Here is a 20,005-nt window from a genome sequence, read left to right on the forward strand (position 1 = left end):
GTAGAATATGCCTGCATCTTTACTTGAGTTGAAGAAGAAAATTGCTTCAGTTAAACAAACTGGTAAAATCACAGAAGCTATGCGAATGGTTTCTGCATCAAAGTTAAACCAAACCGAAGATCGTGATAAAGGTTACACCATTTATAACGATCATGTTCGTAAGACTATTTCTCGCTTGATTAGTTCACAGGTGGTAGATAGCTTGCGCGATCAAGACGTATCAATTGATAAGAGAAATATTGCCAAGATCGATTACACTGATGTATTCGGTTTAGGTATTACAGCTGATATGATTCAACCACGAAAGAATATTAAGTCTACTGGCTTTTTAGTAGTAAGTGGTGATCGTGGTTTGGTAGGTTCTTATAATAGTAATGTTATTAAGAACATGATGGGAATCTTTGAAGATGAACGTGCACAAGGTCATGAAGTTAAAGTCTTGGCCGTAGGTTCAGTTGGAGCCCAATTTTTTAAGAAGAACAACGTTAATGTTGTTTACGAGAAAAATGGTGTGTCCGATGTCCCAACTTTTGATGAAGTTTTGCCAATCGTTTCAACAGCAATCAAGATGTTTTTGAACGGTGTGTTTGATCAACTTTATGTATGTTATACGCACCATGTAAACTCATTATCATCTGCATTTCGTGTTGAAAAGATGTTACCAATTGTCGATTTAGATATTGGTGTTAAAGAAGCTGAAGCACATAAAGAATTAGAATATGATATTGAACCAGATCCTAATAGAGTGTTAATGAAGTTGTTACCACAGTATGCGCGTTCAACCATTTATGGTGCTATTTTGGATGCAAAGACTGCAGAGCATGCTAGTTCAATGACAGCTATGCAGAGTGCAACTGATAATGCTAAGGATTTAGTTTCAAATTTAACTACGAAATTAAATCGTGCTAGACAGGCACAAATTACTACTGAAATTACTGAAATTATCAGTGGTGCAAATGCCTTAGAGTAATAAAGAAAAGGAGGTAGATGTTTTGAGTGAAGGTGAAATCGTTCAAGTAATCGGCCCAGTTGTCGATGTAAAATTCCCAATCGATAAGAATTTGCCTGATATTAACAATGCCTTGCGTGTAATTAAATCCGAGAATGAAAGTATTGTTCTTGAAGTTACAGTTGAGCTTGGTGATGGTGTCTTAAGAACGATTGCCATGGAATCTACCGATGGTCTTCGACGTGGTATGAAAGTTGAAGATACTGGTGGCCCAATCTCAGTTCCTGTTGGGGAAGATACTTTAGGTCGTGTATTCAACGTTTTAGGTCAACCAATTGATGGTGGACCAGAATTCTCAAAGGATCACCCTCGTGAAAGCATCCATAAGGAAGCACCTAAGTATGAAGATTTGACTACTAGTCGTGAAATTCTTGAAACTGGTATCAAGGTTATCGACTTGCTTGAACCATACGTTCGTGGTGGTAAAGTTGGTTTGTTCGGTGGTGCCGGTGTTGGTAAGACCACTATTATTCAGGAATTGATTCACAACATCGCTCAAGAACACGGTGGTATTTCCGTATTTACTGGTGTTGGTGAAAGAACTCGTGAAGGTAACGACCTTTACTTCGAAATGAAAGCTTCAGGCGTTTTAAGTAAAACTGCCATGGTATTTGGTCAGATGAACGAGCCGCCTGGTGCCAGAATGCGTGTTGCGTTAACTGGTTTGACTCTTGCTGAGTACTTTAGAGATGTTGAAGGTCAAGATGTTTTGCTCTTTATCGACAACATTTTCCGGTTTACTCAGGCCGGTTCAGAAGTTTCAGCTTTGCTTGGTCGTATGCCAAGTGCCGTTGGTTACCAGCCAACTTTGGCAACTGAAATGGGTCAATTGCAGGAAAGAATTACTTCAACTAAGAAGGGTTCAATTACTTCTATTCAAGCTGTTTATGTTCCTGCCGATGACTATACTGACCCAGCTCCATCAACCACATTCGCACACTTGGACGCTACTACTAACTTGGAACGTAGTTTGGTAGAACAAGGTATTTACCCAGCCGTTGACCCACTTGAATCAACTTCAAGTGCCCTTGACCCTGAAGTTGTTGGTCAAGAACACTACGAAGTTGCTACTCGTGTTCAACATGTTTTGCAACGTTACCACGAATTGCAAGATATTATTTCTGTTTTGGGTATGGATGAATTGTCTGATGAAGAAAAATTGATCGTTGCACGTGCACGTAAAGTTCAATTCTTCTTGTCACAAAACTTCTTTGTTGCTGAACAGTTTACTGGTGTGCCAGGTTCATATGTTCCAATTAAGGAAACCATTAAGGGCTTTAAGCTTATCTTAGATGGTCATCTTGATGACTTACCAGAAGATTCGTTCCGTGGTGTTGGTCCAATTGAAGATGTTTTGAAGAAAGCACAAGAAATGGGCGTAACTCCAAGTGATCCAGAAGCTAAAGCATTACTAGAAAAGTAGGGTGATGTCCAATGGCAGATCCAGAAAAGCTTTTTAAAGTAAATGTTGTAACTCCTAATGGAATGGTTTATTCACATCGTGGAAGCATCGTTGATGTACGTGCTATAGATGGTGAACGTTCAATAATGTATAATCACGTACCCTTGCTTACCCCATTAGTAATTAGTGAGGTCAAGGTTAAACGTAGTCGTGAAATGAATTCAAGAATTGATCACATCGCTATTAGTGGTGGGTATATTGAATTTTCTAATAACGTGGCTACAATTATTGCGGATAGTGCTGAACGTGCTAGAAACATTGATGTATCTCGTGCTCAAGCCGCTAAGGAAAGAGCCGAGAAGCGTTTGAAGGAAGCACGTGAAAAGCATGATGAGCGTACTCTTGAACGTGCTGAAGTTGCTTTAAGACGAGCAATGAACAGAATTAGTGTTTACAACACTAAAGGTCACTAAAAGAGATAAAAAGACGAATGCAGATTTTGCATCCGTCTTTTTTATTAATAAAGGAAAAGAATATGTTTCAATTAGGCGTTCATGCCATTATTAGTATAATAATTTATTTGATTGCAATTGGATTATCTTTTCAGGCAATGAAGGCTGTGCAGCTAGAAAAAATAATTCGTAAAGGACATGTGTTTGAAACGCAATTATTATATTTATTTCTTGCTATTGCATTGGGCTTTTTAGTTGGTAATTTTGTAATTACATTTATCGATACTTCGATGCAATTAAGTAATTTGTTTTAAAGATTGTGTTAAAACAGGGACAGTAAAGGAAACTCTTATTTATTTATGGTAAAATGGACGATGAATAATTATGGAGGGTTATTGTGGCACGAGATATAGGAATTGATTTAGGAACAGCTAATGTACTAATCAATGTCTCTGGAAAAGGGATTGTTTTAAATGAACCATCTGTAGTTGCTGTTAATACTGATACAAATAAAGTAGTAGCAGTTGGCTCAGAGGCATATGAAATGGTAGGAAGAACCCCAGGTAATATTCGCGTAATTCGCCCCTTGAAGAACGGTGTAATTGCGGACTTCGATATTACAGAGGAAATGCTGTCATACTTTATTGAAAAATTAAATGTAAAAGGTTTTATGTCTAAGCCTAATATTTTAATCTGTGCTCCTACAGGAGTTACTTCGATTGAACAAAAGGCTATTATTCAAGCAGCAGAAAAATCAGGTGGCGGTAAGGTTTACCTTGATTTCGAACCTAAGGTAGCTGCAGTAGGTGCAGGACTTGATATTTTTAAACCACAAGGTAATATGGTTATTGATATCGGTGGTGGTACTACCGATATTGCTGTCTTGTCCATGGGGGAAATTGTTACCTCACGTTCACTTCGCTACGCTGGTGATCGTATGAATCAAGCGGTTATTAGCTATATTAAGAATAAACATAATTTATTGATCGGTTCAAGAACTGCTGAACAAATCAAGATTGAAATCGGTAGTGCATTTGAACCTGATGAAGATCAACAAATTAAGGTTCGTGGTCGTGATGTAGTTGATGGCTTACCTAAACAAACTACAGTTACTGCCCCTGAAATTCAGCATGCTTTGCAAGATGGTCTTATGTCAATCATTGCAGCAGCTAAAGAAGTATTGGAAACTACGCCACCAGAACTTTCAGCTGATATCATTGATCGTGGTATCATGCTTACTGGTGGTGGAGCATTATTGAAGAATATTGATAAGTTGATATCATATTACTTGCAGGTCCCAGTTTTAACAGCTGACCATCCTTTGGAAGCTGTAGCCTTAGGTACTGGTACTTTGCTTAAGAATATTGAAAAACATCAACGACACTAAGTGAGGAGATTACTTGCGAAAGATTTTGATTTTTATCGTACGTATTTATCAGACTCTAATTTCGCCATTATTTCCACCGAGTTGTAGGTATTATCCTACGTGCTCTAGTTATATGATTGATGCTTTGAAAAAACATGGACCAATTTTAGGGCTAATTATGGGAATTAGTCGTATACTAAGATGTAACCCATTTATACGCGGTGGGGTGGACCCAGTTCCTGATAATTTTACTGTTTTTCGAAATCCACATCCTGAGAGATACGAAGATGAGATTATAGCATCTAAGTTTCACCCGGATAGCAAGTAGGAGGATTTATGTCTAAAAAGTTAGAAAATATTGATATTGAAGTTAATGAACTTAAGGGTAAGAATTTACCAACTTGGGAAGTTATTATTCCTAACAAGAAGTCCATTGGTTTAATCGAAAAAGTTGAAGGTCGTTATCGCGCTACTACGACTAAGAGTAGCAATGTATTATTTGCTAACAGTCTAGAAAGCAGTATTAATGACTTACTTTCATACTTTACATTGCATGAAAAATAAAATATAAGTAGTGATTATTTAATGGCAAAAGTTGAAAACAAAACAAGTCTAATTGACCGATTAGCATGGAATATAATTATTCCTGTGGCGTTATTGGTATTAATCAGTCTATATTGCATCTATATAGCTGCACTTGGAGATCCAAGTCACATTGGTTCACCTGTTAAAGCTGTAGTTATGCAAGCATTATGGTATTTGATTTCTATTGTAATTGTTGTAATTGTAATGCAGTTTGATGCAGAGCAATTATTTAAGATAGCACCAATATTTTTCGGAATAGGAATATTCTTGTTAATAGCGGTTTTGTTCTTCTATAATCGTAGTGTTGCAGCGGATACTGGGGCAAAGAGTTGGTTCAAGTTAGGACCTGTTACTTTTCAGCCATCTGAAATAATGAAGCCAGCATTTATCTTGATGTTGGCACGCGTAGTTAAGGATCATAACGATAAATATGGTCATACCATTAAATCAGATTGGCTATTGTTAGGTAAAATAGTTGCATGGCTTGCACCCGTAGCGATTTTATTAAAGTTGCAGAACGACTTTGGTACTATGCTAGTATTTATCGCAATTGTTGGTGGTGTAGTTTTAGTTTCTGGTATATCGTGGAAGATTATTGTTCCCCTATATGGAATAGTCATCATTGGAGCAATTGCAGTTATTCTAATGGTGGTAACGCCAGGTGGGCAAGCGTTTTTAAGTCATTTCTTTCAAGCATATCAGTTTGAAAGAATTAAGTCTTGGCTTAATCCATCAGGTGATACATCATCAGGTGCCTACCAGTTATGGCAAAGTATGAAGGCAATTGGGTCAGGACAACTTTTTGGTAATGGCTTTGGTAAAGCAAGCGTATATGTACCAGTTCGTGGGTCTGACATGGTTTTCTCCGTAATTGGAGAGAATTTTGGCTTTGTAGGCTGTGTAAGTTTGATTTTAATTTATTTATACCTGATTATTCAAATGGTTAAAATTTCATTTAATACTAGAAATGCATTTTATTCATACATTTCTACGGGTGTTATTATGATGATTTTATTCCACGTATTTGAAAATATTGGTATGAACATTGATTTATTACCATTGACTGGTATTCCCTTACCATTTGTTTCTCAAGGTGGTTCAGCCTTGGTAGGGAACATGATTGGTATTGGTTTGATTTTATCAATGAAATTCCATAATCGAGACTACATGTTTAGCACCGCTGGTGATTTCTAGAATATAAATAAAAAAGGTATTTACGCCGATTGTAAAATCAAATTGAACACTTTAGAAAAATAAAAAGTCCATCTGGACCCGTTTGATAGAATGTAATTACCACAAAACATCTTGAAACGAGGTCACAAATGGACTCTTTACATTCTATCATGCCTAAGCACAAAAAAGGAAAACATTTGTCATTAGAAGAGCGAGTTATTATCCAAACTCGTATCAAAGATGGATTTTCTCTTAGAGCAATTGCTCGTGAGATTGGTTGTTCTCCTTCTACGATTAGCTATGAAATCAAACGTGGTACAGTTTTGCTTTATCACGGTAAACAAAAGCGGTACAAAGCAGAACGTGGAAATGAAGTTTATCAAGCTAACCGACGCCACTGTGGTCGCAAATCAGACTTCTTGAAGAAATCTGACTTTATCAAGTATGTCAATAAGCATTTCTTTGAAGACAATTGGTCACTTGATGTATGTGCCAATCGCTGCTTGGCTGTGGGTGAATTTAGCAGCGACCAGATAGTCTGCACTAGAACTCTATATAACTATGTAGATCAAGGCTTGTTGGCTATCAGAAACTCTGATTTGCCTGAGAAGTTAAAGCGTAATACTAAAATTCATCGTGTTCATAAGAACAAGAAGAAATTAGGTCGAAGCATTGAAGAACGCCCTAAAGAGATTAATGATCGAAAAGAGTTTGGTCACTGGGAATGCGACCTAGTCTTAGGACATAAGACTAGAGATGATCAAGTACTGCTAACTTTGTCTGAGCGAATGAGCCGTGAGTTTCTAATCTTGCGTATTCCAGACAAGACAGCTGCCAGTGTTATGAGCGCTTTTCAAACTCTACATAAGCAGTATAGTGAGCACTGGAATGAAATCTTCAAGACAATTACAACTGACAATGGTTCAGAGTTTGCGGATCTTTCCAATCTAGAGGAAGTATCTAATACCATAGTCTATTACGCCCATCCATATACTTCTTGCGATAAAGGCACTGTTGAAAGACATAATGGGCTCATTCGCAGATTCATTCCTAAGGGTGATTACATCAATAACTATTCTCTTCAGGAAATCATTGACATTGAAACCTGGTGCAATTCGCTACCAAGAAAAATATTGGCATATCATACACCAGATGAAATTTTTGAAAGAGAATTGGATCATATCTATCAAGCAGCTTAAGTGTTCAATTTATTATTGCAATTTACGAAAAAGGTATTTAAGCTTAAAAACTTAAATACCTTTTTTGATTAATGATATAAAAATTAGCCTTCTAACGCATTAGCAATTTCTTTAGCACGACATACTAAAACATCACATTTAGCAGTTCTAGTTACGTATTCTGTAACACTACCAATTAATAAACGTTCTACTGCGTTTAAACCAGTTGCACCAACAACAATTAGGTCAATATTGTGTTTCTTAGGGAAATCATGACCAATGATTGTCTTAGGTGAACCAAATTCGATTGAATAATGAGAATCAGTAACACCGGCCTTGTTAGCACGTGCTTGGTAATCCTTCATTCTCTTTTCAGCATCTTTAGAAACTTGTTCTACCATTGCTGAGTCAAAACTTGAAACATTTTGGAAAGAACGAGTATCGATGACATGTAAGATCTCTAATGTAGCATGATTACGCTTGGCAATAGAAACTGCCTTGCTGAAAGCTAAATCGGCTTCTTTAGAACCATCAACGGAAACTTGAATATTCTTATATTGTGAAAGCATTTTCTAAACACCTCTTCCTGATATCTATTTTACCAAAATTTCATCTATTATTAGAAGGTTTATATTTTTATTTTTTTGAATCTGTAATTAAAAGACTAAAGGTCAAAATGGTTAGAGATGCAAGGAATAGTGTGATCAAGTTAAGATATTTATTATCCATAAATAAAATGATAATTCCGATTGCGCTCTCTGCGATCAAAGCAATAGAAGTCCATTTTAAAATGTTGGTTAGGCGAGGATTACCGCCTACGTCATAGATTAAAAAATGGCCATTTCGTCTGTGCCACATATACCAAGCAGTTAAAAGCAAGAGTAGAATAAAAACAATCATTACAATTTTAATTATCATTTATTTTAACCTCATTACATAAAAAGACGGCCATTTAAGACCGCCTTTCCTAATATTCAAAAGAAATCCGAGTTGACTAAACAAAGCATAATGACGCTTGTTGAACCCGCAGTGTTCAAAATTTGAGCTAACATCGCAGCGAATATGGATCCTGTGACAAGACAGTATTCCGATTCGGTAGTTATTTGCTAACTCCCACGTCTTCTAGTTTGATCGGTCAACTTTATACATTTAAGCTTGTCGATCAACTCAGATCACCTATTATAATACGCAATCAGATTAGGTTTGTCAATAATATTGAATGCGCTATCTATTGTGATGTTTGCTCAAATTATCGCGTTGCATCTTCTTTAATTTTTGATAAATTAGCTTATACCTTTCTTCGACTTTAGAATTTCCTTTCGGGGTAAAGTAACTTGCAGTCAGAAGATTGTCTGGCAAGTATTGTTGGGCGACCCAATCATTTTCAAAATCATGAGGGTAAATATAATTAACTCCATGACCTAACTTTTTAGCACCAGCATAATGCGCATCCTTTAAATTGGCGGGAATAGAGCCAATATTTTTGTTTTTAACGTCATCAATTGCCCGATCTATGGCAGTAATAGCACTATTGCTTTTAGGAGAAAGAGTCAGCTCAATGACGGCATTAGCGAGCGGAATACGCGCCTCTGGAAAGCCCAGCGTTTGAGCAGCTTGAATAGCTAATATAGCATGTTCTGCAGCGCTAGGATTGGCTAGTCCCACATCTTCGTAAGCAATGACGGAGAGACGCCGACAAATTGAAATTAAGTCGCCAGACTCGATTAATCTTGCCAAGTAATGCAATGCTGCGTCTGTATCTGAACCGCGAATTGATTTTTGAAAAGCAGATACCAAATCATAGTGTCCGTCCCCAGAAGAATCAAAATTCTGCACCTTCATTTGAATAGAATCAGCCATTTCTTGCTGAGTAATTACAATAGAGTCTGTATCTTGATGATTATCTTTTAATTCTTGTTTGGTAGACAAAACCGCAAGTTCCAATGAATTTAAAGTAGATCTCAAATCTCCATTGCCTTTTTCGATTAAAAGGGCACGTGCATCATCCGTCAGCTCGACATGATAATTGCCTAAGCCATTTTCTTTATCCGTTAAAGCGCGGTCAATGGCATTCGATGCATCTTGAGCAGATAAAGGCTTTAGCTCAAAAATTTGGCAACGTGAACGAATAGCAGGGGAAATTGAAATATATGGATTCTCCGTTGTAGCCCCAATTAAAATGACTTGTCCTGACTCAAGCAAAGGCAATAAAAAGTCTTGTTTTGTCTTATCGAGTCTGTGAATTTCATCTAATAATAAAATGACGGTGCCACTCATTTTCCCTTCTGCGGCTACTTGCTGTAATTGCTTCTTTCCGTCAGTAGCTGCGTTCAACTTTCGAAAAGCATATTTAGTAGAACCAGCGATAGCACTCGCAATACTGGTCTTGCCAATGCCAGGAGGGCCATAAAGAATCATTGATGATAGAAGACGAGCCTCAACCATTCGGCGAATAATTTTACCAGGTCCAATTAGATGTTGCTGTCCGACAACTTGATCAAGAGTCTGTGGACGCATACGATAAGCTAATGGTTTCATTATTTTTCTCCGTGAAAAAGTTTATGCCAAAAGCTTTCTTTCTTTTTAGGCGCTTCTAATTCAGTTTTTGGCAACTCAGGAGCATAGACTTGTCCAATTTTAATTCTTTGACGATTAATAGCATTTTTGGAGACTACTAAAACAGCAGAATCTTCGGGTCCAGTTTTTGCAGTTTCATTGTTAACTAATGTAAATGAAATATTTTTCTTGCTGCAGGCTGCCTCGACATCACCTAGAAAACCATCATCAGTAATATTGCCGTTAATCAAAATAGTGTAGCCTTTAAAATCATCAATGTGTTGTAAGAAAAGACTAGTGAGTTTGGAATCTTTTACTTCAGCATTATTCATGCGTACATACACACGCTCACGCAGTGAACCTAAATATCGCCGGCGTTCATCCGGTTTAGTCTGTAGGGTTATTCCTTGCGCAGCTTGTTCTACGCGCTTACTTAAATCATCACTCATAAAATCATCCTTTCTTTGTTACTATTAATTGTAACAAAAAAACCTTCCCCGATATTGGGAAAGGTTTTTGACAAAATAAAATATAAAAATTAAAGTAACTTGTTGTACCATTCAACAACGAGTGATTCATCAATTTCTGGTTCCATTTCGTCACGTTCTGGTAAACGTACAAGAGTACCTTCCATCTTGTTGTCGTCAAATGAAACGAATGATGGACGTGCAGTAACTGCGTCTAAGGCATCCTTAACTTGTTGTAAGTTCTTTGACTTTTCCTTCAAGCCAACAGTTTGACCAACGCTGACTTCGTATGAAGGAATGTCAACACGCTTGCCATCAACAGTGATGTGACCGTGGTTAACTAATTGTCTAGCTTGTTCTCTAGTAGTAGCTAAACCGAGACGGTAAACAATACTGTCCAAACGACGTTCAAGCAAAGTCATGAAGTTGGTACCGTGTTCACCTTCACGGATCTTACCAGCGCGAGTGAACAAAGTTCTAAATTGACGTTCGTTCAAACCGTACATCCAACGTAACTTTTGCTTTTCGTGTAATTGTTGGCCATATTCTGACAAACGACCACGGCTGTTAGGACCGTGTTGACCTGGAGCGTAGTTACGACGTGCGATTTCCTTACCAGTACCTGAAAGTGAGATACCTAATCTTCTTGAACGTTTCCAACTTGGACCTGTATATCTTGACATAAAAATCCTCCATAAAATTTAAAATAATAATTTCTGGAGTAAAATATTACAAATAAGTTCAACATTCGTGCATCTTGGATTTACATTTTCGCCCAATGCAGCGCGGGTTACTCGTTCACTTAAGCGTTTCAAGATGTTGACGTTCTTGTCACTTATTGCTGCAAATATTTTACACGAATAGTATTATATAGAGTTCAGAATAATAAATCAAGAAATACATCAGCTTTTGCACATCTTTAGGCTATGTTTTGTTATAATGATTGTAGTTTTGGAGGATAAACAATGTCATCAATTCAAACTATTATTATTGTCGCCGTTGTAATCCTTATTATTGTAGTCGTTGCTTTAATGTTGCTCATTAATCGTAAGCAGTTGCGAGAAGTCGAGGTAATCGATGCAGCTCTTAATGAAATCGAAGAGATGCACCTTGAAGATGATATCAAACGACTGAATAAAATGGATTTGGCGGGCGAAAGTCTAACCACATTAAATACTTGGCGTAAGAGTTATAAAGAAGCTTCAACTAAAAAATTGCCACGCGTAAAGAAGTTAGTTGAAGAAGCGGCAAATGAAAATGCAACTTACAAACTTTTTAAAGCCAGAAAGAAAATAAAAGAAGCACAGCAAATAATTAAACCGGCTTTAGAAGATGCTCGCAATACTAAGGCAGTGTTTACTGAATTGCTTGAATCCAATAAAGAAAATCAAATTCAGTATGATGCTTTAATTAAAGTCTATCGTGAATTGAGAAAGGACGTTTTAGCTAATTCATTTGAATATGGTACAGCAATTGATCAAATTGAAGATCAACTTGCTTCAATGGAGAGCGATTTTGAAGAAGCTAAGAATCTTTCATCTCAAGGGGATCACGTAGAAGCTAAGCGAGTTTTATCTAAGATTCGCATGTCTTTAGCGGCTTTACAAAAACAACTGCCTAAAATCAAAGATGGCTATCATCAATTAGAAGTAGTTTTCCAAGATCAGCTTAAGGAATTATCTAATGTTTATAAGAAGATGATTTCAGAAAAGTACTATATTACTAAGGTTGATGTTTTAAGCAGAATTAAAGACATTCATGATCAGATTGATAGTGCTCGTAAACTATTGGCAGAACTAAAAGTCGATGAATTAGCTAACGAAAATAAAAAGATATCTAGTGAAATCGATGGCCTTTATGACATTTTAGCTAAGGAATATAAAGCTCGTCCTTTTGTCGAAAAGAATCAAAGCAAGATGTTAGCTTTAATTTCTCACCAGCAAACGGCATCTAAAAAGTTAGTTGAGAAATTGCAACATATTGATGAGAGTTATGAATTAACTCATGGCGAACTTGAAAAAAGCAAAGAGCTTGAAAAAGAAGTTAATAACATGAATCGCCAATATACAGTTGATACGCAAAATATAGCTGATGGCAAGGGCGTCTATTCTGCAATTCAAGATTCATGGTTAGAAATGTTAGATCGCTTGCGTGAGATTGATGCTGAGCAAATTAAAATGTCGACAGATGTTGATGGCCTATACGATTCAGAAAATGTTGCTAATGATTCAATTAAGCACTTTAAGCAAGAGGTTTCATTAGTTTATCGCCGTCTTGAAAGACGTAGTTTGCCAGGGAATCCAGATAGCTTTATTCAAATGTATACTTTAGTCGTTAACGAAATTGGTCATGTTAGTGATGAATTAAGTCAAGTCAGAATTAATATGGAAAAGATTTCTAACGAATTAATTCAAATTTCTGATGATGTTGAACGACTTAAGCGTGAAGCAGACGATATTATCAATTCTGCTAACTTAGTTGAGTTAACGATGCAGTATTCAAATAAATATGCTGATAAGGATACGATTAAGCAAGCACAAAAGAAGTCGATGCAACTTTACGATGAATATAATTATAAGGAAGCATTGGATACCATTGCTACTGCAATTGAAAAAGTAGAGCCAGGTAGCTATCAACGACTTGAAAATGCATATTATTCTGAACAAAAAGAATAAATAATTGAAGCTTTTCATTATTTAAGCTAAAATCTAATAGTCACTAAACGGTCAAGTAGTTGACCGTTTTTTATTAGGGGAGTTTTGAACGTGATTTATTTTGATAATAGTGCAACAACAAAAATAGATCCTCAAGTTTTAGATACCTATAATAAGGTAGCAACTAATATTTGGGGCAATCCTTCAAGTTTGCATAAGATGGGTGACCGTGCGCATCAAATGCTTGAAGCTTCACGCAAACAAATTGCAGACTTGTTGGGCGTTAAACAACATGAGATTTTCTTTACCTCAGGTGGTACAGAATCAAATAATACTGCAATTAAAGGAACAGCAATTCAAAAGCGTGAATTTGGTAAGCATATTATTACTTCCAGCGTAGAACATGCTTCTGTAGCTAATAGCTTTAATGCTTTAGAAAATTTGGGTTGGCGCGTTACACGTTTGCCAGTTGATAAAGAGGGTAGAGTTAATGTCAACGATTTGAGAAATGCCATTGACTCAGATACTACTCTGGTTTCAATTATGGGTGTCAATAATGAGATCGGCACGATTCAACCAATTGATGAAATCAGTGATTTGCTTGAAAATTATCCAACTATTCAATTCCACGTTGATAATGTTCAAGCTTTAGGTAAGAATATTTGGGATAAGGTCTTTACACCACGGGTTGATTTATCAAGTTTATCAGCGCATAAGTTCCATGCACCACGAGGCATTGGTATCCTTTACAAAAAAGAAGGCAAAATGCTTACTCCACTTCATGATGGAGGTGGCCAAGAAAAGGGACTTCGTTCCGGTACCGAAAACTTACCAGCTATCGCAGGTATGGCTAAGGCTATTCGGTTGCTTTTAGAAAACGAACCTGAAAAGGCAAGCCGTGAAGCAGCAATTAAGGCTAAGATCGTTGACTATTTGAAAGATAAACCAGGTATCGATATCTTTTCACCAGTAAGCGACGGTTTTGCACCACACATTCTTTGCTTTGCATTAGAAGGAATTCGTGGTGAAACCTTAGTTCATACTTTAGAAGATCAAGACATTTATACCTCAACTACTTCTGCTTGTGCATCAAAGACCGCAGATGAAGCCAGCACCTTGGTTTCTATGCGAATTGATGATAAGATTGCTACTAGCGCAATTCGTTTGAGTTTTGATGAAACAAATACGCTTGAGCAGGCAGATGAATTTATCAAGGTCTTTGATAAGATCTACAATCATTTTGCTAAAATTAATCATTTGGGAGAGAATTAATGGAATATACAGAAGTTATGGTCCGTTATGGGGAACTCTCAACTAAGGGAAAGAACAGAAAGGACTTCATCAATCGTTTAGCTAGCAACGTTGAAAAGGTCTTAAAAGATTTTCCTCAGATTGACTTCCATCCTCGTCACGACCGGATGCATATTGTTTTAAATGGCGCACCTTTTGCGGAAGTAGATAAGCGCTTGAAGAAAGTGTTTGGTATTCAAACCTATTCACCAGCTATTAAGATTCCTAAAACTTTAGAAGATATTGAAAAGACTTCTTTAGAATTAATGCAGGAAACTTTTAAGCCGGGCATGACCTTTAAGGTTAATACTAAGCGTAGTGATCACAAGTTTGAATATGATACTAATCAACTTAATAACTTGGTTGGTGATTACTTATTCGATCATATCGACCACTTGAAGGCTGAAATGAAGCACCCTGATTTAGTACTTAGAATCGAAGTGCGTCAAGATGCTGTTTATATTTCTAACCAATTGCTTCACGGTATTGGCGGGATGCCTGTTGGTACTGCTGGTAAAGCTGTAATGATGCTTAGTGGTGGTATTGATTCACCAGTTGCTTCATACCTTGCAATGAAGCGTGGGGTTGATATTGAAATGGTGCACTTCTTCAGTCCACCTTACACTACTGAAAAAGCTTTAGCTAAGGCTAAGGAATTAACTGGTATTTTGGCAAACTATGCAGGTAAGATTAACTTTATCGCTGTGCCATTTGCTGAAATTCAGGAAACTATTAAGGAAAAATTGCCAGAAGGTTACTTGATGACTGTACAACGTCGCTTCATGTTGCAACTTGCAGACCGTATTCGTGCTAAGCGCGGTGGTCTTGCAATCTTTAACGGTGAATCTGTTGGTCAAGTTGCTTCACAGACTTTGCAATCAATGGTTGCTATTAACGATGTGACAACTACACCAGTTATTCGTCCAGTTGCTACAATGGATAAGACTGAAATTATTAAATTGGCAGAAGATATTGGTACTTTTGATCTTTCAATTCAACCATTTGAAGATTGTTGTACTATCTTTGCTCCACCACGTCCTAAGACTAAGCCAAAGCTTGATAAGGCTCGTGAATATGAAGCTCGTCTTGATGTTGAAGGCTTGATTCAAAGAGCGATGGATGGAATTGAAGTAATGCCAATTTATCCAAATGAAAAATTTATCAACGATAAGATCGAAGAAGATCAAGATTTATTGTAAAAAGTTATGCCGACAGAATGATCTGTTGGCATTTTTTGTAGAAAAGGTAAAAACAGTGAAGATCGGAAAATCACTAAGAGAAACTAGATTGGCAGCTGGACTTACTCAAACTGAAATGGTAGCAGGAGTTGTTTCAGAATCGTTTTATTCAAAAGTTGAACGTGGGATTCATAGTATTGATGCTGATACCTTAATTGAAATTTTGAAAGCAAATCATATTAATCCAGTTCAATTCTTCTCCAAAACGCTGGATGGTCCAATCCAGGAATCACCGCATAAAAAGAGTCTACAGGATGCTAGCTTTATGGCGAATAAAATAGCAAATAGTGCTAATAAACGAGATTTAGAGAAACTAGGTCAACTAAAAAAGGAGATTGATCAAGCTGAAGAACAAGGTAAACCATATTATATTTGGATCCCTTATATATTGGAGTTAATGACTGCCTGGATAACTCATTCAACTGATGATATATCAGAACCGGTTAAAAAGAAGATACAACATTTATCTAAAGGAAATAATTGGGGATTCCTCAACTATGAATATTTAGGGATGGCTTTTATTGCCCTAACTCCAGAACAAGTACTCAATTTTTCTCATACTGCTTATCAAAGCTATGTAAAAAATTCAGAAAACATCTTAAGTTATACAAATACAGTTGGAATTGCTGATTTAGTGATTGATTTCTTAATGTATGCGTATATACACAATTTTAATAAAGAATTATGCGCAGAAACATTTACTTTTTTTGATAAAAATATTCCATATGAAGCAAGCTTTTATCAACATAGAGTAATAGTCAGACTTTATAAGACCTTGTTTGATAATGATACTGAGAAAGTAGATTTCTATACCCGCTTGTTGGAGGAGGATAATTTTACTTTTTGTTTGCAGAATGTACCAGTTGCTAAAAAGGATGGTTCTCATGCGCATTGATAAATATTTAGCTAATATGAACGTCGGCTCTAGAAAAGGAGTGCACGTTTTAATTAAAAAAGGCATTATCACTGTAAATGGTGATGTGGTAAAAACACCGAAACAGCAGGTTAAGGAATCCGATGAAGTATTGGTAGATGGACAAGAGGTTAATTATCAAAAATATCATTATTTTTTGATGAACAAGCCCAAGGGCGTACTTTCGGCAACTGAAGACCGTAGTCAAAGAACAGTAATTTCATTGCTCAAGCCGCAGGATCAATATCAAGGAATTACGCCAGTAGGGCGACTAGATAAAGATACAACTGGCTTGCTTTTGCTTATTAATGATGGCCAACTAAATCATGAATTGCTTGCTCCCAATAAGCACGTTGATAAGATTTACCGCGCGAAAATTGCAGGCGTAGCTGATGACGAAACTGTGAAAACTTTTGCTAGTGGAATGACTTTAGGGGATGGAACTAAGCTTAAGCCAGCAGAGTTGAAGATTCTGGCGCAGGATGAAGAACATGATAGTTCTGAAATTGAAATCAAAATTCGTGAAGGAAAATATCATCAGATTAAGCGCATGTTTGGTGCGGTAGGGATGAAAGTGGTTGAACTTGAACGAATTTCGATGGGAAATTTGAAATTGCCGGAAGATTTAAAGCGCGGTAATTATATTGAATTGAGCTTAGATGAAGTAAACAAAATTAAATAGGACGGAATAAATAGATGACAATCGGTGAAGCATTAAAAAGCCGGCGTTTGCATGCGGGAATGAGTCAGACAGAAATGGCGGCAGGAATTGTAAGTGAATCTTTTTATTCTAAAGTTGAACGTGGTGTGCATGCAATTGATGCAGAAACTTTAATTAAAATTTTGTCGGTTCATCATTTTGATGTTACTGGATTTTTTGCACAAATTAATAATCAGTCGTCTACTGGACCTTTTTTTGAATTAACTAGTGAGATTACTTTTGCTCAAAATAGAAGAGATGTAAAAGCGCTGGATAAAATTAAGCGAAAAATTGAAAATGGTGAGGTACAGGCTCCGTTATGGCTTAAATTCAAGTTGGAATTAGCTTATGCTTGGGCCTTACGCTCAAATGATCAAATTTCTCCTGAAATGAAGAAAAAAATAAAGAAACTGGTTTTGAATGAAAATTGGGATCGGACATCTTATCATTTTTTGAGTCAAGCAGTAATTTTCCTGGATGTTGATGATTCAAAGCAGTTAGTAGAGGCTGCTTATTCTGCATATCGTAAACATCCAGCTACCGATACCTTTACTTTGCAGTTTATGGCTTTTATTACGATAAATTATTTGAATTGTTGCTATCATCAACATGCTAATAAGAGTTATACGGAAAGTACATTTAAGTTTTTGCAAGAATTGCCGGTAGATCCTGCAATTGGATTGGAAAAGTTGATAGGCAAGTTCTATCAAGCTGTTTTTAGTGGTGATGAACAGAAAGCCAGATCTTTAAAATCAATTATTCAAGACTGTGGTTATGCGTCAATAATTGATGATGTTGAAATTGATGAATAAATAATAATCGCATCCTTTAATCTTTTTTAGCTTGAGGGGTGTGATTTTTTTAATAAAAATAGTCGTTTTGGAAGATTTCGAGACTTTTATCTCAAGTGTTTATATATTAAAAATATGAAACAAATGAGGAAAAAAGTATGACTATTGGAGAACAACTAAGAGAAATACGAGATTCCTTAAATTTAACACAGACACAAATGTGCGCTGGCGTGGTAACAGAATCTTTTTATTCTCGAGTAGAAAATGGAAAAAGTGAAATTAATATTGATGACCTGTTAGCGATTTTGAAGCAAAATCATGTTTCTGTGCGTGATTTTTTTAGTGTGTTTGATCAGTCAATGCAACGCAAAATTCAATATCGTTGTATTCGATCGGCCATTAATAATCGCAATGTAGCCTGGTTGAAAAAAGAACAGAAAGATGAGCCGATTTTTAAAGCAGAATTGACAGCAGTTATAGCTACTTTGACAAATAAGAAAGCTGATCTTTCTGATGATGCCCAGAGAAAAATAAAAAGCAATTTTGGAAGATTAGGTAAATGGGATGAAACTGCATTATGGAATTTTGCTAGTTTTATGTCTTTATACGATACAAGTGAGATAAAGATTTTAATTACAGACATCTATGAAAACAAAAATAGTATCAGTCTAAATGATTCTTTAACATTGGTTGCCTTGGTGAATGTAATGATGAGTTACTTGGGGCGTTCGTATCAAGAAAATGATCTCGGCTCAGTTTTGCAAACTATCCAGTTTATAAAAGAACTGCCAACGACACTTTAACTCAAACCAAGAGCAAGCTTGCTCAAGCTCAAAAAGATCTTCCAACTTTAAAGCAAACTGCTACTGATAAAGGCAACACCGCCAAAGCAGAACAAACTAAGTTAGACAACTTAAAGCAACACGTTGAAGACTTAAAGAATGCTAAAACAATTTTAGCTGATGCTAAGAAAGCCGTAACTGATGCCGAAAAAGCATATGATACTGCTAAAAAGAATTATGACGATGCAAATGAAGTCTTGAACGGCGACTTGAAGACCAACAAGGATAAGGCTGACGCTAAAGTAGCTGCAGCTCAAAAGGCTTACGACGAAGCGGACGCTAAGTTGCAAACTGCCAAGAGCAAGCTTGCTCAAGCACAACAGAAGTTACAAGACATCTTAGACGCCGAATACGCTCAATCAATCATTGCTTCAACTCCAGTCGAAACTAAGAAGGAAGACAAGCAAGAACCAGTTAAGACTCCGGAAGTAGCTAAGGAAACCGAGACTAAGACTAAAGTTTCAACTGCTCCTAAGAAGATTCGTTTAACTCACAACGCTTTCGTTTACAACAAGCACGGTAAGTTAGTCAGAAAAGGCTTGTATGTCAAGATGCTTAAGCGTGGTAAGACCATCAAGGCCTTGAAGAATGCTAAGATTGTTACAATTAAGGGTAAGGAGTATTACCAAATTGGCAAGAACCAATTTATTAAGGTAGCTAACACTAAGCTCACTACTCATAAGGTTCATATTAAGGTAAGAATCAAGGGTAATAAGAAGATTAAGATGTACAACCGTGCAGGTAAGTTTAACAAGCACTACGCACGTCCAAACCATACTTATACCTTTAATGAAAAGGCTAAGATTCATGGCAAGACTTACTACAAGATTGCCGGCACTAACAACTGGATTCCAGCTAAGAAGTTAGCTTTGAAGAAATAGTTGAATTTTAGCTAATAAAGCAAGAGAACATTAACCGAGATTGGTTAATGTTCTTTTTGTATATTTGGTAAGTTAATAAGGTAAAATGAAAGTGAAGTTACAGTTAAATCTTTAGGAAAAAACAAAATGACAACACAAGAAATCGAAAAACTCAAAAAAGTTGACGAAATCATGTTTAATCTTCAAGATTCTGTCGATCCTCTCAAAAAATTGTTGCAAGCGGGAAAGTTATTGAAAGAATTAAAACTGATTGATAATCCAACTGATACTGATGAAATCATTCAAGCTTATACTCAAAATGTGTATGAGCAATTAAACAAAATTATTGAACGCAAAAATGTTTCATTTAATCAAGCTACCTTAGATTATTTGCAAAAAGATCCCGACAATAATGAACCGGTAATTGTGCCAGCTAGAGAACATTTCAAAGAATATGCTTTAATTGTGTTGCGCTTCAATGATCAATTGGCCGCTTGGCGTAATGAAATGGACGGTCAAGATTACCGTG

22 protein-coding genes and 1 pseudogene are annotated in these 20,005 nt (G+C 36.5%); 18 read left to right on the forward strand and 5 right to left on the reverse strand.

Going from position 1 to position 20,005, the window contains the following annotated elements; genetic code table 11:
- Positions 1-7: 7 nt before the first annotated feature.
- The 9 genes from JEM49_RS03410 (at position 8) to JEM49_RS03450 (ending at position 7,186) form a co-directional block, all read left to right on the forward strand.
- The gene (locus JEM49_RS03410) at positions 8-970 is read left to right on the forward strand and encodes a F0F1 ATP synthase subunit gamma (protein WP_087175749.1); all 963 of its coding nucleotides are present in this window, start codon (positions 8-10) and stop codon (positions 968-970) included.
- Between the two features lie 22 nt (positions 971-992).
- A complete protein-coding gene (gene atpD, locus JEM49_RS03415) occupies positions 993-2,432 on the forward strand; it encodes a F0F1 ATP synthase subunit beta (RefSeq protein ID WP_087175750.1) in 1,440 nt (479 codons plus the stop codon).
- A gap of 11 nt (positions 2,433-2,443) precedes the next feature.
- On the forward strand, positions 2,444-2,884 hold the full coding sequence (locus tag JEM49_RS03420; protein ID WP_087175751.1) for a F0F1 ATP synthase subunit epsilon: 441 nt from the start codon (positions 2,444-2,446) through the stop codon (positions 2,882-2,884).
- A gap of 62 nt (positions 2,885-2,946) precedes the next feature.
- Positions 2,947-3,177, forward strand: a complete 231-nt coding sequence (locus JEM49_RS03425; protein WP_025005093.1) for a DUF1146 family protein — start codon at positions 2,947-2,949, stop codon at positions 3,175-3,177.
- A gap of 83 nt (positions 3,178-3,260) precedes the next feature.
- Positions 3,261-4,250 (forward strand): rod shape-determining protein MreB, encoded by a 990-nt coding sequence (mreB, locus tag JEM49_RS03430; RefSeq protein WP_191335718.1) that lies wholly within the window; start codon positions 3,261-3,263, stop codon positions 4,248-4,250.
- Positions 4,251-4,263: 13 nt separating this feature from the next.
- Complete coding sequence (gene yidD / locus JEM49_RS03435) at positions 4,264-4,557, forward strand: membrane protein insertion efficiency factor YidD (protein ID WP_025005091.1); 294 nt, start codon at positions 4,264-4,266, stop codon at positions 4,555-4,557.
- A gap of 8 nt (positions 4,558-4,565) precedes the next feature.
- Positions 4,566-4,793, forward strand: coding sequence for a DUF2969 domain-containing protein (locus JEM49_RS03440; RefSeq protein WP_025005090.1), 228 nt, complete (start codon positions 4,566-4,568; stop codon positions 4,791-4,793).
- 21 nt (positions 4,794-4,814) lie between these two features.
- Complete coding sequence (locus JEM49_RS03445) at positions 4,815-6,008, forward strand: FtsW/RodA/SpoVE family cell cycle protein (RefSeq protein ID WP_201873656.1); 1,194 nt, start codon at positions 4,815-4,817, stop codon at positions 6,006-6,008.
- Between the two features lie 128 nt (positions 6,009-6,136).
- Positions 6,137-7,186, forward strand: coding sequence for an IS30 family transposase (locus JEM49_RS03450; RefSeq protein WP_025006498.1), 1,050 nt, complete (start codon positions 6,137-6,139; stop codon positions 7,184-7,186).
- Positions 7,187-7,269: 83 nt separating this feature from the next.
- Here the strand turns inward: JEM49_RS03450 and JEM49_RS03455 are convergent, their stop codons facing one another.
- From JEM49_RS03455 to rpsD, 5 genes are all read right to left on the reverse strand, one after another.
- Complete coding sequence (locus JEM49_RS03455; protein WP_087363670.1) at positions 7,270-7,734, reverse strand: universal stress protein; 465 nt, start codon at positions 7,732-7,734, stop codon at positions 7,270-7,272.
- Between the two features lie 67 nt (positions 7,735-7,801).
- A complete protein-coding gene (locus JEM49_RS03460; protein ID WP_087175754.1) occupies positions 7,802-8,083 on the reverse strand; it encodes a hypothetical protein in 282 nt (93 codons plus the stop codon).
- Between the two features lie 306 nt (positions 8,084-8,389).
- Positions 8,390-9,703 carry a replication-associated recombination protein A gene (locus JEM49_RS03465; RefSeq protein WP_025005088.1) on the reverse strand — a complete coding sequence of 438 codons (1,314 nt, stop codon included), beginning with the start codon at positions 9,701-9,703 and terminating at the stop codon, positions 8,390-8,392.
- The gene (locus tag JEM49_RS03470) at positions 9,703-10,170 is read right to left on the reverse strand and encodes a YueI family protein (protein ID WP_201873658.1); all 468 of its coding nucleotides are present in this window, start codon (positions 10,168-10,170) and stop codon (positions 9,703-9,705) included. The genes JEM49_RS03465 and JEM49_RS03470 overlap by 1 nt, the downstream gene beginning before the upstream one ends.
- A gap of 89 nt (positions 10,171-10,259) precedes the next feature.
- Positions 10,260-10,871, reverse strand: coding sequence for a 30S ribosomal protein S4 (gene rpsD, locus JEM49_RS03475; RefSeq protein ID WP_201873662.1), 612 nt, complete (start codon positions 10,869-10,871; stop codon positions 10,260-10,262).
- Between the two features lie 282 nt (positions 10,872-11,153).
- Here rpsD and ezrA point away from each other — a divergent pair, with 282 nt between their 5' ends.
- From ezrA to JEM49_RS03520, 9 genes and pseudogenes are all read left to right on the forward strand, one after another.
- The gene (ezrA, locus tag JEM49_RS03480) at positions 11,154-12,863 is read left to right on the forward strand and encodes a septation ring formation regulator EzrA (protein WP_098036575.1); all 1,710 of its coding nucleotides are present in this window, start codon (positions 11,154-11,156) and stop codon (positions 12,861-12,863) included.
- 90 nt (positions 12,864-12,953) lie between these two features.
- The gene (locus JEM49_RS03485; RefSeq protein ID WP_087175757.1) at positions 12,954-14,114 is read left to right on the forward strand and encodes a cysteine desulfurase family protein; all 1,161 of its coding nucleotides are present in this window, start codon (positions 12,954-12,956) and stop codon (positions 14,112-14,114) included.
- A complete protein-coding gene (gene thiI, locus JEM49_RS03490) occupies positions 14,114-15,331 on the forward strand; it encodes a tRNA uracil 4-sulfurtransferase ThiI (protein WP_054640514.1) in 1,218 nt (405 codons plus the stop codon). The genes JEM49_RS03485 and thiI overlap by 1 nt, the downstream gene beginning before the upstream one ends.
- A 55-nt stretch (positions 15,332-15,386) precedes the next feature.
- Positions 15,387-16,265 (forward strand): helix-turn-helix domain-containing protein, encoded by an 879-nt coding sequence (locus tag JEM49_RS03495; protein WP_201873665.1) that lies wholly within the window; start codon positions 15,387-15,389, stop codon positions 16,263-16,265.
- Positions 16,255-16,965 (forward strand): pseudouridine synthase, encoded by a 711-nt coding sequence (locus JEM49_RS03500; protein ID WP_025005082.1) that lies wholly within the window; start codon positions 16,255-16,257, stop codon positions 16,963-16,965. Before JEM49_RS03495 ends, JEM49_RS03500 begins: the two co-directional genes overlap by 11 nt.
- A gap of 14 nt (positions 16,966-16,979) precedes the next feature.
- Positions 16,980-17,795 (forward strand): helix-turn-helix domain-containing protein, encoded by an 816-nt coding sequence (locus tag JEM49_RS03505; protein WP_201873663.1) that lies wholly within the window; start codon positions 16,980-16,982, stop codon positions 17,793-17,795.
- Positions 17,796-17,932: 137 nt separating this feature from the next.
- Positions 17,933-18,577 (forward strand): helix-turn-helix domain-containing protein, encoded by a 645-nt coding sequence (locus JEM49_RS03510; protein ID WP_201873664.1) that lies wholly within the window; start codon positions 17,933-17,935, stop codon positions 18,575-18,577.
- Between the two features lie 248 nt (positions 18,578-18,825).
- Positions 18,826-19,497, forward strand: coding sequence for an SLAP domain-containing protein (locus JEM49_RS03515; RefSeq protein WP_242509747.1), 672 nt, complete (start codon positions 18,826-18,828; stop codon positions 19,495-19,497).
- A gap of 126 nt (positions 19,498-19,623) precedes the next feature.
- Positions 19,624-20,005, forward strand: a pseudogene (locus JEM49_RS03520) (DUF3232 domain-containing protein); the annotation flags it as partial.

Source organism: Lactobacillus sp. A27 (assembly GCF_016742815.1).
GTDB lineage: Bacteria > Bacillota > Bacilli > Lactobacillales > Lactobacillaceae > Lactobacillus > Lactobacillus gallinarum.

Bases quoted from the DNA above. Each gene is read 5' to 3' on its own strand.
- JEM49_RS03410 (WP_087175749.1), top strand. From the start codon at position 8: ATGCCTGCATCTTTACTTGAGTTGAAGAAGAAAATTGCTTCAGTTAAA.
- JEM49_RS03420 (WP_087175751.1), top strand. From the start codon at position 2,444: ATGGCAGATCCAGAAAAGCTTTTTAAAGTAAATGTTGTAACTCCTAAT.
- JEM49_RS03425 (WP_025005093.1), top strand. From the start codon at position 2,947: ATGTTTCAATTAGGCGTTCATGCCATTATTAGTATAATAATTTATTTG.
- JEM49_RS03440 (WP_025005090.1), top strand. From the start codon at position 4,566: ATGTCTAAAAAGTTAGAAAATATTGATATTGAAGTTAATGAACTTAAG.
- JEM49_RS03445 (WP_201873656.1), top strand. From the start codon at position 4,815: ATGGCAAAAGTTGAAAACAAAACAAGTCTAATTGACCGATTAGCATGG.
- JEM49_RS03450 (WP_025006498.1), top strand. From the start codon at position 6,137: ATGGACTCTTTACATTCTATCATGCCTAAGCACAAAAAAGGAAAACAT.
- JEM49_RS03455 (WP_087363670.1), bottom strand. From the start codon at position 7,734: ATGCTTTCACAATATAAGAATATTCAAGTTTCCGTTGATGGTTCTAAA.
- JEM49_RS03460 (WP_087175754.1), bottom strand. From the start codon at position 8,083: ATGATAATTAAAATTGTAATGATTGTTTTTATTCTACTCTTGCTTTTA.
- JEM49_RS03465 (WP_025005088.1), bottom strand. From the start codon at position 9,703: ATGAAACCATTAGCTTATCGTATGCGTCCACAGACTCTTGATCAAGTT.
- JEM49_RS03470 (WP_201873658.1), bottom strand. From the start codon at position 10,170: ATGAGTGATGATTTAAGTAAGCGCGTAGAACAAGCTGCGCAAGGAATA.
- rpsD (WP_201873662.1), bottom strand. From the start codon at position 10,871: ATGTCAAGATATACAGGTCCAAGTTGGAAACGTTCAAGAAGATTAGGT.
- ezrA (WP_098036575.1), top strand. From the start codon at position 11,154: ATGTCATCAATTCAAACTATTATTATTGTCGCCGTTGTAATCCTTATT.
- thiI (WP_054640514.1), top strand. From the start codon at position 14,114: ATGGAATATACAGAAGTTATGGTCCGTTATGGGGAACTCTCAACTAAG.
- JEM49_RS03500 (WP_025005082.1), top strand. From the start codon at position 16,255: ATGCGCATTGATAAATATTTAGCTAATATGAACGTCGGCTCTAGAAAA.
- JEM49_RS03505 (WP_201873663.1), top strand. From the start codon at position 16,980: ATGACAATCGGTGAAGCATTAAAAAGCCGGCGTTTGCATGCGGGAATG.
- JEM49_RS03510 (WP_201873664.1), top strand. From the start codon at position 17,933: ATGACTATTGGAGAACAACTAAGAGAAATACGAGATTCCTTAAATTTA.